The 13727-nt window shown below is 71.9% G+C and carries 11 protein-coding genes and 2 riboswitches; of the genes, 5 read left to right on the forward strand and 6 right to left on the reverse strand.

Annotated features, from left to right (window positions below):
* Positions 1 to 84 precede the first annotated feature (84 nt).
* Entirely contained in the window at positions 85 to 474 is a 390-nt protein-coding gene (locus VYL96_RS16070; RefSeq protein ID WP_007928756.1) for a heavy metal-responsive transcriptional regulator, read from the forward strand.
* Positions 475 to 807: 333 nt separating this feature from the next.
* Here the strand turns inward: VYL96_RS16070 and VYL96_RS16075 are convergent, their stop codons facing one another.
* Both VYL96_RS16075 and cbiE read right to left on the reverse strand, forming a co-directional pair.
* Entirely contained in the window at positions 808 to 1566 is a 759-nt protein-coding gene (locus tag VYL96_RS16075; protein ID WP_120283019.1) for a cobalt-precorrin-4/precorrin-4 C(11)-methyltransferase, read from the reverse strand.
* On the reverse strand, positions 1563 to 2807 hold the full coding sequence (cbiE, locus tag VYL96_RS16080; RefSeq protein ID WP_120283022.1) for a precorrin-6y C5,15-methyltransferase (decarboxylating) subunit CbiE: 1245 nt from the start codon (positions 2805 to 2807) through the stop codon (positions 1563 to 1565). Before cbiE ends, VYL96_RS16075 begins: the two co-directional genes overlap by 4 nt.
* Before the next feature lie 75 nt (positions 2808 to 2882).
* Positions 2883 to 3066: riboswitch (cobalamin riboswitch) on the forward strand.
* A 22-nt stretch (positions 3067 to 3088) separates the two neighbouring features.
* Between cbiE and VYL96_RS16085 the strand changes: the two genes are divergently transcribed.
* From VYL96_RS16085 to VYL96_RS16100, 4 genes are all read left to right on the forward strand, one after another.
* Positions 3089 to 5305, forward strand: coding sequence for a VWA domain-containing protein (locus VYL96_RS16085; protein WP_131886656.1), 2217 nt, complete (start codon positions 3089 to 3091; stop codon positions 5303 to 5305).
* Positions 5305 to 5919 carry a cob(I)yrinic acid a,c-diamide adenosyltransferase gene (gene cobO, locus VYL96_RS16090; protein ID WP_131886657.1) on the forward strand — a complete coding sequence of 205 codons (615 nt, stop codon included), beginning with the start codon at positions 5305 to 5307 and terminating at the stop codon, positions 5917 to 5919. Before VYL96_RS16085 ends, cobO begins: the two co-directional genes overlap by 1 nt.
* Complete coding sequence (locus VYL96_RS16095; protein WP_131886658.1) at positions 5913 to 7454, forward strand: cobyrinic acid a,c-diamide synthase CobB; 1542 nt, start codon at positions 5913 to 5915, stop codon at positions 7452 to 7454. The genes cobO and VYL96_RS16095 overlap by 7 nt, the downstream gene beginning before the upstream one ends.
* 165 nt (positions 7455 to 7619) lie before the next feature.
* Positions 7620 to 7844: a nuclear transport factor 2 family protein gene (locus VYL96_RS16100; protein ID WP_131886659.1), complete on the forward strand. Its 225-nt coding sequence runs from the start codon at positions 7620 to 7622 to the stop codon at positions 7842 to 7844.
* A 121-nt stretch (positions 7845 to 7965) separates the two neighbouring features.
* Here the strand turns inward: VYL96_RS16100 and VYL96_RS16105 are convergent, their stop codons facing one another.
* From VYL96_RS16105 to VYL96_RS16120, 4 genes are all read right to left on the reverse strand, one after another.
* The gene (locus tag VYL96_RS16105; RefSeq protein WP_131886660.1) at positions 7966 to 8715 is read right to left on the reverse strand and encodes a cobalt-precorrin-6A reductase; all 750 of its coding nucleotides are present in this window, start codon (positions 8713 to 8715) and stop codon (positions 7966 to 7968) included.
* Positions 8712 to 10301: a cobyric acid synthase gene (locus VYL96_RS16110; RefSeq protein ID WP_131886661.1), complete on the reverse strand. Its 1590-nt coding sequence runs from the start codon at positions 10299 to 10301 to the stop codon at positions 8712 to 8714. The genes VYL96_RS16105 and VYL96_RS16110 overlap by 4 nt, the downstream gene beginning before the upstream one ends.
* 36 nt (positions 10302 to 10337) lie before the next feature.
* Positions 10338 to 10497, reverse strand: a riboswitch (cobalamin riboswitch).
* 83 nt (positions 10498 to 10580) lie between these two features.
* Positions 10581 to 12029: an MFS transporter gene (locus VYL96_RS16115; protein WP_007627845.1), complete on the reverse strand. Its 1449-nt coding sequence runs from the start codon at positions 12027 to 12029 to the stop codon at positions 10581 to 10583.
* Positions 12030 to 12217: 188 nt separating this feature from the next.
* Positions 12218 to 13603, reverse strand: coding sequence for an IS1380 family transposase (locus tag VYL96_RS16120; protein ID WP_407935065.1), 1386 nt, complete (start codon positions 13601 to 13603; stop codon positions 12218 to 12220).
* Positions 13604 to 13727: the final 124 nt, after the last annotated feature.

The raw sequence follows: 13727 nt of genomic DNA on the forward strand, positions 1-13727 counted from the left end.
ACCCCTCTTCAGCGTCCATAGTGGACGTTCCAGCGCAGGGGAAGGTCAAGGCGAACATGGACGAGAGCCGAGAAAGGGGCCACTGTGCGCATCGGTGAGTTGGCCGTGGCCAGCGGCACCACAACCAAGACGCTGCGCTTCTACGAAGAAGCCGGCCTACTACCTGCGCCTGAGCGCACCGCCAACGGATACCGCGACTACACCCCTGCGGCCCTGGCGCGCCTGGACTTCGTTCGCCGCGGCCGCACCGCTGGGCTCACCCTGGCCCAGATTCGCGAGATCCTCGACATCCGCGACGCCGGAGTCGCACCCTGCCAGCACGTGCACGCCCTGCTCGAAGCCCACCTGGGCGACCTGGACCGCCAAATCGCCGACCTGCAAGCACTGCGACACACCGTCGCGCACCTTCACCACAGTGCCACCACCAGCGACCCCACCAAATGCGACACCACGACCGTCTGCCGCTATCTGTGACCAGACCGGTGCTCGCGTGTATCGCCATGAGCAGATGCCGCCACAGAGCGTCGACAGAACCCCGCCATATAACGGCGAAAGCCACAGGCATACCCACCCTGCGACACAGCGTCAATGCCCAATCCTCGACCGTGTCGTAAGGGTGTACCCCACAGGGGACGTGACTACGCCTCGATGCTGGCGAGCGCAGCTGAAGCCTCTCCGATCCTCACGGGTCTCGCAGCTGGCGTTCCTGGCGAGCCACGCGGCCCTTCGCCGATACCGTTGCGTCGGTTCGGGCTTCCTGGCGGCCGGAGGACACTGTCTGTTGCCCGCTGCCTTCGGCCTATCCGTTCAGCCCCGCCGCTTCGACTCTCGCTCCGGGCTCGACGCGTACAACCACGATTCCGCTTCGCCCGGCCGCACCAGCGCCGGTCCCACGAGGATCACCGCTGCCTGGCGCAGGCCAGCCGCCTCCACCGCTGCCGCGATGTCAGCGAGAGTGCCGCGCAGCTCCACGCGGTGCGAGCGGCTCGCGTTGGCCACCACCGCCACCGGGCAGTCGGCACCGTGCGTGGGCACCAGACGCTCGGCCAGCTCACGGATCCGGGTGATCGCCAGGTGCAGCACCAGCGTGGCGCCGGTGGCGGCGAAGTTCTCCAGTGACTCCGTCGACGGCATCGCCGTCGACCGAGCCTGAACGCGGGTGAGCACCACCGACTGCACCACCTCGGGAACCGTGAGCTCCACCCCCAGCTCGGCGGCGGCCGCCGCATAGGCCGGAACACCAGGAACGACGTCCCACGGCACGCCAGCCGAGTCGAGCCGGCGAGTTTGCTCGGCGAGAGCCGAGTACAGCGACGGGTCACCCGAACACAGCCGAACCACCTCGAGCCCATCGGCGTGAGCGGCGACGATCTCGCCGATGATCCCGTCGAGGTCCAGATGCTGGGTGTCCACCAGCCGGGCCTCGGGTCGGCAGTGGTCGAGCACACCGTCGTCGAGGTACGTCCCCGCGTACAGGCAGACGTCGGCCTCGCGCAGGGACGCAGCCGCGCGCAGCGTCAGCAGATCAGCGGCGCCGGGGCCGGCTCCTACGAAGTGAACGGTCACGAGCTCTCCCCTGTTTCCGAAGTATCAGCCGCAGCGACGAATGGCTTCACGGCCGCCCACTGCACCACCGCACGGGCGGGGGCCCAGCCGGCGAACCGGCCGATCGAGTCCGCGTGCTCGACCTGGATCCTGGTCAGCTCCCCGCCGAACTCGGCGCGGGCGTCGACCACCACGCGCTCGGTCTCCAGAGTCACCGCATGCGCGACCAGCCGTCCGCCGGGACGAAGTGCGTCCCAGCACTGTCTCAGCAGGCCAGGAGCAGTGCCGCCTCCACCGATGAACACCGCGTCCGGCCGCGGCAGACCGTCCAGAGCCTGGGGCGCCCGTCCGTGGACGACCTCCAACGACGGCACCCCCAGCCGCACGGCGTTGCGCGCGACACGCGCCGCCCGCTCGGGATCGGCCTCCACCGCGATCGCCCGACATGACGGGTGGGCGCGCATCCACTCGATGCCCACCGACCCGGCGCCGGCGCCCACGTCCCACAGCAAATCACCGGCCATCGGTGCGAGCCGCGACAGGGCGGAAGCCCGCAGGTCGCGGCGGGTGAGCTGGCCGTCGTTCTCGAAGGCGTCGTCGGGCAGGCCCGGCACCAGTCCGAGCGGTCGGGCGGACGCGTCGGCCACGCACTCAACCGCCAGGACGTGCAGGGCGGGGGCCTCGTGATCGACAGCCCAGTCGCGCGCCGCGCGGGAAAACCGGGCCTCGGTCGGACTCCCCAGATCGGCGAGCACGGTCATCTCGCTCCCCCCGTATCCGGCGCCCCGGAGCGTCGCGGCGACCTCTCCCGGCGTGTTCCGATCCGCCGAGAGCACCAGCACCCGCCGCCCCGGCGCCAGCTCACGGGGCAGCGCGCGGTGGTCGCGCAGCACCGCCACGGACTCGGCCGGCCACCGCATCCTGGCGCGGGCCAGCGCGACCGAGGACACCGCCGGGAGCACCTCCACCGCGTCCGCGCCGAGCAGCTCGATCAGGGTGGTGCCGATCCCGGCGACCAGCGGATCGCCCGAGGCCAGGGCCACGATCGACCGCCCGACCCACCGCTGGAGCAGCTCCGGCAACCCGTCCCGCAGCGGCCGCGGCCACGGCACGCGTTCGGCCGTCACCTCGCCCGGAATCATCGCCAGATGACGCTCGCCGCCGAGCACCACATCGGCGCCCATGATGGCGCGACGGCGGGCCTCGTCGAGCCCCGCCCACCCGTCGCCGCCGATGCCGACGACCACCACCCGTGCATTCATGACGCGGAACCCTACCGCGACACCTGAGGCGCCCCGGGACAGGCCGTTGGGCTAGCCTCGGCACCACACAACCGAACAGACCCCACAGCACGAGGTGCCCCACGACCGCGAGAGCGGGCGGAGGGGAGAATCAGGGAAGCCGGTGAGAATCCGGCACAGGGCCCGCTACGGTAACCCGGCCTCTCAGGCGATCGCGCCCCGCGCGCACATCCGAGATGAGCCGGGAAGTCCGGAGACCGGCCTCGCGCTGACCAGCCTGGCAGACGAGAGCGGGAGCCCCCATGCCACTGCACTACCCCTTCAGCGCTGTCGTCGGTTCCGACGACATGGCGCTGGCCCTGACCCTGACCGCGGTGTCCCCGGCGGTCGGCGGCGTGCTGATCCGCGGCGAGAAGGGCACGGCCAAGTCCACGATGGTCCGCGCCCTCACCGGGATCCTGCCGGAGGTCGAGGTCGTCACCGGCGACCGCTTCTCCTCCGCACCTGACGACCGCGGTTCCGAGACCCCGGACGGGCGTATCCCCCACGACGCGCCCACCGAGCGGCGGCCCGTCCGCCTGGTCGAGCTACCAATCGGGGTGTCCGAGGACCGCATCACCGGATCACTACACCTGGAGAGTGCGCTTGCCGACGGGGTGACCGTGTTCCAACCGGGCCTACTCGCCCGCGCACACCGCGGACTGCTCTACGTGGACGAGGTCAACCTGCTCCACGACCACGTGGTGGACCTGCTGCTCGACGCCGCCGCGATGGGCCGGGTGACCGTGGAGCGCGACGGCATCTCGGTGGAGCACGCCGCGCGCTTCGTGCTGATCGGCACCATGAACCCCGAGGAGGGTGAGCTCCGGCCCCAGCTCCTGGACCGCTTCGGCCTCACCGTGGAGGTGGCCGCGCCCCGGGACCCGGAGCTGCGCGCCGAGGTGGTGCGCCGCCGGATCGCGTTCGAGGCCGACCCGGCGGGATTCGTCGCCGCCCACGCCGCCGACGAGGCCGCAGTGCGCGAGCGGATCGCCGCCGCGCGGCGCGTACTCGACCGGATGAGACTGACCCCCTGGGCGCTGTCCACCATCGCCCGGGTGTGTGCGGGCTTCGACGTGGACGGCATGCGCGCCGACATCGTTACCGCCCGCACCGCCGCCGCCCACGCCGCATGGCAGGGCCGGACCCGGATCACCCGCGAGGACATCCGCGTCGCCGCGCGCATGGCACTGCCCCACCGCCGCCGTCGTGCCCCGTTCGATGCGCCGGGGCTCGACGAGGACCTGTTGGAACGGCTCCTGGGCGACGACGACGAGCCCGATCCCGACCCCCGGGACGAGACCGCGCCAGCCGACGACGCCGAACAGTCGGAGTCCGCAGACGAGTCCGCGTCGGCAGACACGACGGATGCCGAGTCGACCCCGGCGCGGGCCTCGGCCGAGGACGCCGGGCACGAGCACGCACCCGAGCAGACCGAGCAGACCGAGGACAGCCCCGACGCTGCCGACGCCTCCGGCACCGCGGGCACCGACCAGGCGGACGGCCACTCGGACGACGACGCCGACAGCCGAGCCGACGAGCTGCCCGGCGGACACGCCGCGGAGGACACCCCCGGCGACGGCTCGCGGTCCGACGCACCCGGGCCCATCCCGCCCGAGCCGGGCACAGTCACCGCGGCCGCGGCGCCGTACCGCACCCGCCTGCTCGCCGTCGCCGGTACCGGCCAGGGCGCGGCCGGCCGCCGGTCGAGGGCCATTACCAGCACTGGCCGCCGCATCGGCGCGGGCGCGTTCACCGGGGCCGACCTGCACCTGCCCGCCACGATCCGCTCCGCCGCGCCGCAGCAGTCCGCCCGGGGTCGCGAGGCCGGCCGCAACGGCGGTCGACTCCGGCTGGCCGCCGAGGACCTGCGCTCGGCGGTGCGCGAGGGCCGCGAGTCCAACCTCGTGCTGTTCTGCGTGGACGCCTCCGGCTCCATGGCCGCCCGCACCCGGATGGAGCAGGTCAAGACCGCGATCCTCTCCCTACTGCTGGACGCCTACCGCCGCCGCGACAAGGTGGGACTGGTGACCTTCCGCGGGTCCGCGGCCCACGTGACCCTGCCGCCCACCTCGTCGGTCGACATCGCGGCCACCCGCCTCGCGGAACTCCCAGCGGGCGGCCGGACCCCACTGGCCGAGGGACTGCTCACCGCCGCCGAGGTCCTGCGCATCGAAGGCGTCCGCGATCCGCGGCGGCGGGCCCTCCTCGTCGTCGTCACCGACGGCCGCGCCACCCACGGCCCGGACGCCCTCGCCAGGTCCCGCACCGCGGCGGCCGGGCTGGCCTCCCTCGGCGTGGCGTCCGTGGTGGTGGACTGCGAGACCGGCCGGTTCCGCATGGGCCTGGCCGCCGAACTCGCCGCGCACCTCGGCGCCGAGCACGTGCCGTTGGGCGAGGTCACCGCCGACGGCCTCACCCGCACCGTTCGAGAACACACCACCGCACCGACCCCCACGACGCGAAACGAGGTCGCCTGATGCCCCAGGGACAACCCACCACCGTCCCCGACGACGGCCTCAGCACCCGCCAGCGCCGAAACCGCCCGCTCGTCATGGTCCACACCGGGCCCGGCAAGGGGAAATCCACCGCCGCGTTCGGGCTGGCCATGCGCGCGTGGAACCAGGGCTGGGACATCGGGGTGTTCCAGTTCGTCAAGTCCGCCAAGTGGCGCATCGGCGAGCAGACCGTCATGGAGCGGCTCGCCCGCCTGCACGCCGAGACCGGCGAGGGCGGCCCGGTGGAGTGGCACAAGATGGGCTCGGGATGGTCGTGGTCGCGCAAGGAAGGCACCGAGGCCGACCACGCCGCCGATGCCGCCGAGGGCTGGGCCGAGATCAAGCGCCGCCTCGCCACCGAGCGGCACGACCTGTACCTGCTCGACGAGTTCACCTATCCCATGAAATGGGGCTGGGTGGACGTCGACGACGTGGTGGCCACCCTCGCCGCGCGGCCCGGGCGGCAGCACGTCGTGATCACCGGCCGCGACGCCGATCCACGGCTGCTCGAGGTGGCCGACCTCGTCACCGAGATGGGCAAGGTCAAGCACCCCATGGACGCCGGGCAGAAGGGGCAGCGGGGGATCGAGTGGTAAGTGAACTCCCGCGCCTGGTCGTGGCCGCGCCGGCGTCGGGGCACGGCAAGACCACCGTCGCCACCGGCCTCATGGCCGCGCTGCGCCGTACCGGGCGGGAGGTCTCGGGGCACAAGGTGGGCCCCGACTACATCGACCCCGGCTACCACGCCCTCGCCACCGGCCGCTCGGGCCGCAACCTCGACCCGCACCTGGTGGGCGAGGATCGGATCGTACCGCTGCTGCTGAACGGTGCGCGGTTCGGCGGGACTCGCGGCGGGCGGCCGGCCGACATCGCGGTGATCGAGGGCGTCATGGGCCTGTACGACGGCCACATCGGCCGCGAAGGGTTCGCCTCCACCGCGCACGTCGCCCGCCTCACCGACTCCCCCGTCGTGCTGGTCGTCGACATCTCGCACGCCTCGCGCACCATCGCCGCCACGGTCCTCGGCATGGCCACGTTCGACCCGGACGTCCGGATCACCGGGGTGGTGCTCAACAAGGCGGGGTCCGTACGCCACTCCGACGAGGTCCGCCGCGCCCTCGCGCCCCTGGGCATCCCCGTGCTGGGCGTGCTCCAGCGCGACGACGACGTCACCGCCCCCTCCCGCCACCTCGGCCTCGTCCCCGCCGCCGAGCGCCCCGAGGCCGCGCGGTCGCTGGACCACCTCGCCGGGAAGGTCGCCGCATCCATCGACCTCGAGGCCGTCATGCGCATCGCGCGGTCCGCGCCACCGCTGCGCGGGCAGGCGTGGTCGGCGCAGGAGGCGTGGTCGGCGCAGGAGGCGGTGGCAGGTGGCGGGCGCGGATCCGGCGACGACGACGACGACAAGGGCCGCCCGCTCATCGCCGTGGCCGGCGGCCGGGCCTTCACGTTCCGCTACGCCGAGACGGTCGAACTGCTCGAGGCGGCCGGCTGCTCGGTCGCGCCGTTCGACCCGCTGGCCGACGAGTCCCTGCCCGACGGGACCGCGGGGATCTACCTGGGAGGCGGGTTCCCCGAGGTGCACGCGGGCGACCTCGCCGCCAACGAGCCGATGCTGCGGGCACTGCGCGCGGCGACGTCCGCGGGCGTGCCGACCGTCGCCGAATGCGCGGGCCTGCTGTATCTCTGCCGGAGCCTGGACGGCGTGCCGATGGTGGGCGCGATCGACGCCGACGCCGCCATGGCCCCGCGGCTCACGCTGGCCTACCGGCGCTCGACGGCCGTCGCCGACAGCGTCCTCGCCGCCGCCGGCGCCGAGGTCACCGGGCACGAGTTCCATCGCACGGCGGTCACGCCTGCGGCGGGTGCGGACACGGAGCCGCGGCCGACGGGGCAGGGCTCAGGCGCGGGCCCGGGCCCGGGCTTGAGCGCGAGCCCGGCGTGGACGAGCAGCGCGGGGCCGGAGGGCTTCGTCACCGGGTCGGTGCACGCCTCCTACCTGCACACCCACTGGGCGGGGCATCCTGCGCTGGCGGTCCGGTTCGCGGAGCGGGTCCGGCAGTTCGCCGAGGCACCCAGGCCCGCCAGCCGCGCGTCGGGGCGCCGGCCAGCCCAACTCGCCCGGCCCTGACCCCGGTTTGGTCGTAGCCATCGCGGGGATGCGGCCGGAATCGCTCGATGGCTACGACCAGTTCCGCGATGATGACGACCGAACAAGATTGGGCTGGGCATCGACCGGACCAGCGCCCCGGCCGACCGCGGCAAGCGAGGAGACCATGAGAGCGTCCACGACGTCATCACAGCCCACTTCGAGGCCTACAACAGCGAGGACCCGCACCAGCTGGCGGCCGTGCTGCACGAGGACGCGGTCCTGCACTCCGCCGCCGGGACGCAGCTCGGGCTCTCCGCCTACCTCGACACCTACCGCGCGATGACCAGCACATTCGTCGACCGCATGACGCCCGAAGAGATCGAGGTCGACGGCGACCGGATCCGGGAGATCAACCTCGAATTGCTCTAGCGGGAGTCGGCCGGGCGCTCCACGACGGGCCAGGCGGTCCGCGACTGACACGACGCGAGACTTTGGTGTAGTTACTGCGATGAACCGGCCGGATTCTCGCAGTAACTACACCGAAGTTCGCCTAGGAGTTCGCGGCGGACGCGCTGACCCAGTCCGCGGCGGCCGCGGCGTCGTCCACCACCTGCACACCCGGCGCGGGGCCGGGTCGGCGCACCACCACGACCGGCACGCCGAGCTCGTCGGCCACAGCCATCTTCGACCACGTGTGGTCGCCGCCCGAGTCCTTGGTGACCAGCACGTCCACGCCGTGCTCGGCGAAGAGATCGCGCTCGGCGTCGACAGAGAAGGGGCCCCGGCTCAGCAGCAACCGCCACGGCTCGGGCAGCTCCACCTCGGGCGGGTCCACCACCCTGACCAGCGCCTGATGCTCGGCGAGGGGGCTCACGAACCTGTCCAGCGACTGCCGCCCGATCGTGAGGAACGGCCGTCGGCCCAGGCGGGCGGCGGTGGCCGCGGCTTCGTCGTGGTCATCGACCCAGTGCCAGCGGTCGGCCCCCGGAGCGGCAGCCCAGCCGGGTCGCTCGAGGCGCAGCAGCGGGACCCGCGCGGCCGCGCACGCGGCGGCGGCGTTGGACGAGATGCCCGCGGCGAACGGGTGGGTGGCGTCGACGACCGCTGTCACGCCGGCCTCGATCAGGTATTGCTGCAGTCCGTCGACGCCGCCGAACCCGCCGATCCGCACCTCGCCCACCGGCAGTCGAGGCCGCGCCACCCGCCCCGCGAGCGATGACATCACCGGCACCCCGCGCTCGACCAGCAGGGCGGCGAGCTCGCGGGCCTCGGCGGTGCCGCCCAGGATGAGCACGCTCACCGGTCCGCCCCCGGCGGCAGGATCGGCAGCGGCGGCGGGCCCGAGCGCGCCAACTCCAGCAGCGCGTCCAGGTCGAGGTGCTCCTCGGCGAGGTCGCCCAGCAGGTCGAGGCGGCGCTCCCGCGCGGCCGCGAAGCTCACGTCCGAGCGCTCGCGGGTCCGCCCCAGCCCTGCCGCGACCTCGCCCAGGAAGGCGCCCCGGAAACCGTCCGACTCGAGACTCCCGTGCCACATCGTGCCGAACACCCGCCCCCGCCGGGCTCCGCCGGGGAACACCTCGTCGTCGTCGCCCGTCTCTCCCCCGCCGCCGACGCTCACCCGGCCGTGATGGATCTCGTACCCGCTCACCGGCTGCCCCAGCGCGGTCCCGGTGGGCAGGCGCAGCACCTTCTCCGCGCCGAACCGCGTGGTCACGTCGAGCAGGCCGAGGCCGGTCACGCGCGCGCCGGGGGTGCCCTCGATGCCGTCGGGGTCGGCGATCTCGCCGCCGAGTATCTGGAAGCCGCCGCAGATCCCCAGCACCGTGCCGCCGCGCTCGACATGTGTAATGACCGCGCGGTCGAGGCCCCGCGAGCGGAGCCACGCAAGGTCGTCGAGGGTCGCCCTGGTCCCGGGGACGACGACGAGGTCCGCGCCCGCGAGGTCGCGGGGCTCCGTGACATAGGCGACCTCGACGTCGGCTTCCAGGCCGAGGGCGTCGACGTCGGTGAAGTTGCTGATGCGTGGCAGACGGATCACGGCCACGCGCAGGGCCGCGGTGGCGTCGGCGGCGCGGGGGCTAACCGCGAGGGCGTCCTCGGAGTCCAGCCACAGATCGGGGTGCCAGGGCAGGACCCCGTGGACCGGGCGGCCGGTGAGCGCGGTGAGCTGGTGCAGTCCGGGCGCGAGGAGCGTGGGGTCGCCGCGGAACTTGTTGATGACGAACCCCGCGACCAGCCGCTGGTCGGCAGGCTCGAGCAGCGCGACCGTCCCGAACAGCGCCGCGAAGACGCCGCCGCGGTCGATGTCGCCCACCACCACCACGGGCATGTCGGCGTGGCGGGCCAGGCCCATGTTGACGTAGTCGCTCGAGCGCAGGTTGATCTCGGCCGGGCTGCCGGCGCCCTCGCAAATGAGGAGGTCGTAGCGGGAGGCGAGATCGTCATAGGCCGCGAACGCCGCCTGCGCCAGGTGTGCGCGTCCGTGGACGAAGTCCCGCGAGGACACCGTGCCGGACGGCTGGCCCATCACCACCACGTGGCTGCGCCGGTCGCCGCCCGGCTTGAGCAGCACCGGGTTCATGGCGGGCTCGGGATCGGCGCGCGCGGCGAGGGCCTGGATCCACTGGGCGCGGCCGATCTCGGCGGTGGTCTGGCCCGGCTGTCCCGACTGGCCCGGTGCCGGGCGCGCGGCGACCACCATCGAGTTGTTGGACATGTTCTGAGCCTTGAACGGCGCCACCCTCAGGCCGCGGCGGGCGAACGCCCGACAGAGCGCGGTGGTGACGATGCTCTTGCCGGCATCGGACGTCGTCCCGGCGACGAGTAGGGAGGCCGCCGGGGCGTGCGGGGCGACCCGCTCCCCGCGCGGAGGGCGCGAGATATTCATGTGCTGGGGGCTCCTCGGCCGGCATGCGCCGACCACGGACGCGGGCGGCGGTCGGCAGGTATCGGGCTCGACCTCGCCCGCGGGGGCGCCGCGGCGCCGAGGGGCGAAAAGGTCACACCGTTGCGGGACAGCCCCGGACTCTCACCGGGTTCCCTGGACCAACGCACAGAATGCTACCGACAGACGCCAGGGCCCGCCTCCCGGGCTGGGAGGCGGGCCCTGTCAGCGGCGCGCGGCGCGCGGCGCGGTTCGCGGCGCGCGGGGTGCGCTACAGCGCGGTCAGGCGGACGCGCCCCCGGAGCGGGTGGTGCGGCCGATCTCGGCGTCCTCGGTGTACATCGAGGCCTTGCTGGTCTCCGGCGCGAGGATCAGCGAGATGATCGTCAGCACGGACAGGCCCACGAGGTAGTAGCCGACGTAGGCGACCGAGTAGTTCTGCACGAGCCACACCGCGACGAACGGGGTGAGCGCCGCGCCGAGGATCGCGGAGAAGTTGTACGCCACGCCCGAGCCCGTGTAGCGGGTGTTGGTGGGGAACAGCTCCGGCAGCACCGCCGACATCGGGCCGAAGGTCAGGCCCATGAGCATCATGCCGACGCTGAGGAACAGCAGCATGCGGGTGACGTCGAGGTCGTCGCCGGTGCCCATGGCCTCGGGCTCGAGCCACCAGCCGAAGCTCAGGCCGAAGACGATGATCGCGGCCGTGACGCCGATGAGCATCCGACGGCGCCCGAGCACGTCGGCCAGCCAGCCGGCGATCGGGACGAACGCCGCGAACAGCAGGATCGCGATGACCTGGATGATGAGGAACGACTGGTAGCCGTAGCCGAGCCCGCCGGTCTCCTCGCTACCGATCGCGAACGACAGGATCCACGTGGTCATGAGGTAGAACAGGCCATAGGTGGCCAGCATGATGAACGTGCCGAGAATGATCTCCCACCAGTTGCGGCGGAACACCTCGGACACCGGGGTCTTGACGCGCTCGTTGTTGGCGACCGCGCGGGCGAAGACCGGCGTCTCCTCGATGCGCAGCCGCACGTACAGGCCCACGCCGACCATGACGATCGACAGCAGGAACGGCAGGCGCCAGCCCCACACGAGGAACGGGTCCGACAGCTCGGCGGCGGTGGAGTCGTACGCGAACCAGACGGTCAGCAGCAGGAAGATGCCGTTGGCCAGGATGAAGCCGAACGGTGCGCCGAGCTGCGGCCACATCGCGGCGAACCCGCGCTTCCCGGGCTGTGCGGTCTCCGAGGCCAGCAGCGCCGCGCCCGACCACTCGCCGCCCAGGCCGATGCCCTGGAAGAAGCGCAGGATCGTGAGCATCGCCGGGGCCCACAGGCCGATCTGGTGGATGGTCGGCAACAGGCCGATGAGGAACGTCGCGATACCCATCGTGAGCAGCGCGCCGACCAGGGTGACCTTGCGGCCGAGGCGGTCGCCGTAGTGCCCGAAGACGATGGACCCGAGTGGGCGGGCGATGAACGCCGTGCCGAACGTGGCCATGGAGGCGAGCAGCGCCGTGCTGGCGTCGCCGCCGGCGAAGAACAGCAGCGGGAAGACCGACACCGCGGCGGTGGCGAAGATGTAGAAGTCGTAGAACTCGATCGTGGTGCCGATGAGCGAGGCGAGGATGATCCGGTGACGGGGCACCGGCTCGGCCGAGATCGTCTCGGCGACCGCGGCTGTGCTCCCGTGGGGATCGGTGTTCCCGTCCGGCGTTGCCATGTTCCTCCTAGCCTCGATTTTTCATCCGGCAGTTGAGCGGAGTGAAGGCGCCGTCAACTCGTGATTCTGCCCGATTTTCGGTGTGTGGGCGTGATTGTTCGGCCGGTGTCGCCCGGGTGGGCGTCGGGGTTCCACGTCTCCCGCGTTTTGCTACGTCTGTCGAGGGCCTGCAGGGTCTTGCCGGGGTGCTAGCCAGGGTCTTCGAGTCGGGCGAGGCCGCGGGTGATCAGGTGGCCCCATGGTGCGGTTTCGTCGAGGTGGAGGCGGGTTTTTCGGGCGTGGCGGGCCAGACTCGCGGCCACGGAGAGAAGCCGCAGGCGCAGGCGTTTGGGTTCCCAGGTCGCGGCTGGGGTGGCGTCGAGGGCGATGAGCTGGGACCAGGCCAGGAGAAGCTGTGCGAGTTGGCAGATGAGGATCCAGATCCGGTTCTGCGCGGTGGTCTGCAGGGGAAGTTTGGCCAGGCCGGTGTCCTTGGCGGTGCGGATGCGATCCTCGCATCGGGCCCGTTGGCGGTGGCGGAGCTCAAGTGTCTGGATGTGGCCGCGGCGGGTGTTAGTGACGAACGCTGTCAGGCGGCGTCCGGAGGCGTCGGTGAATCGCAGTTGAGCGCCCGGATGGGGTCGTTCTGCTCGGACTATCAGCCGCATTCCGGCAGGCCAGTGGCTCAAATCGGCCACACCGGTCAGTTCGACGACTTCGGCGCCCTCGCGGGTGTCGCCGTCTGAGGTCAGTGCGGACTGCCACGCCTGGTCCGGCATATCGTCGACCAGGGCGGCCAAGGCCGGGGTGAGGGCAAATCCGATGGAGTACTGGACCCGCTTGCGGTGCAGGTGCTCGAGGAACTTATGCGATGCGCCGGCTCCGTCAGTGCGGACCAGTACTCGTTTCCCGGGCCGGGGGGTGTTGATACCCGGGATCGACTTCAGCGCCGTGGCCAGGAGTTTCTTGTGGTCGGCGGCGGTGTTCGCGCCGGCGTTGCCCGGCCGCAGCAGCGCGGCCACTGGTTCTCCGCCCCCGCCGGGCCCGTGGTCGCAGTACGCCAGCAGTGGGTGGTGACCGTAGCCCTTCTTATAGGTCGGGGCAGCGTGTTCCTTGTCCGAGTGCGCGGTGATCAAGGTGGCGTCGATGTCGATGATGACCGGGTTCTCCGCGCTCGGTGCCCGCAGCGACGGCCTGTTCTCTGCCCGGTTCCACACGTGCTCCCGTGCACGAGATATTGCCTGCTGGACGACTGATTCGACGCGGTCGACATCGTCAGCGAGCACGGCCAGCAGGCGGGAGATCGTGGCAGGGGAAGGCACGGGGCCGACGATGGTGTCGGCACCGGCGAGTTCGCGGATATCGACCAGATGATCTCCGCCGGCGGCGACCGCCAGTGCCAACTGCGTCAGCATGTGGCCGGGGTCGAACACCGCGGTCGGCGCCCGCCATGGCGCCAACGCCTGCGATAGGCCTTCCACCAGGCCTGATGTTTCGGCGACCCGGGCGGGAAGCACAATCCCGGCGTGGGAGACGACCCCCTTCCCGGCGTGGTCAACCTCCAGGCGGATGGGCGAGAGGGTAGAGTTCTTCACCAGAAAGGTGCTCCTTGACTGGATACTTTGCGAGCTTCAACACCCCGCATTATTCCAGCTCAGAGCACCTTTCTTTATGCCCGACACGCACTACCGAGGCCGCCACCATGAAATCTCGAGGCTA

This window comes from Dietzia maris (assembly GCF_036287335.1).
Classification (GTDB): Bacteria; Actinomycetota; Actinomycetes; order Mycobacteriales; family Mycobacteriaceae; genus Dietzia; species Dietzia cinnamea.

Bases quoted from the DNA above. Each gene is read 5' to 3' on its own strand.
- VYL96_RS16110 (WP_131886661.1), bottom strand. From the start codon at position 10,301: ATGAATATCTCGCGCCCTCCGCGCGGGGAGCGGGTCGCCCCGCACGCC.
- VYL96_RS16085 (WP_131886656.1), top strand. From the start codon at position 3,089: ATGCCACTGCACTACCCCTTCAGCGCTGTCGTCGGTTCCGACGACATG.
- VYL96_RS16115 (WP_007627845.1), bottom strand. From the start codon at position 12,029: ATGGCAACGCCGGACGGGAACACCGATCCCCACGGGAGCACAGCCGCG.
- cobO (WP_131886657.1), top strand. From the start codon at position 5,305: ATGCCCCAGGGACAACCCACCACCGTCCCCGACGACGGCCTCAGCACC.
- cbiE (WP_120283022.1), bottom strand. From the start codon at position 2,807: ATGAATGCACGGGTGGTGGTCGTCGGCATCGGCGGCGACGGGTGGGCG.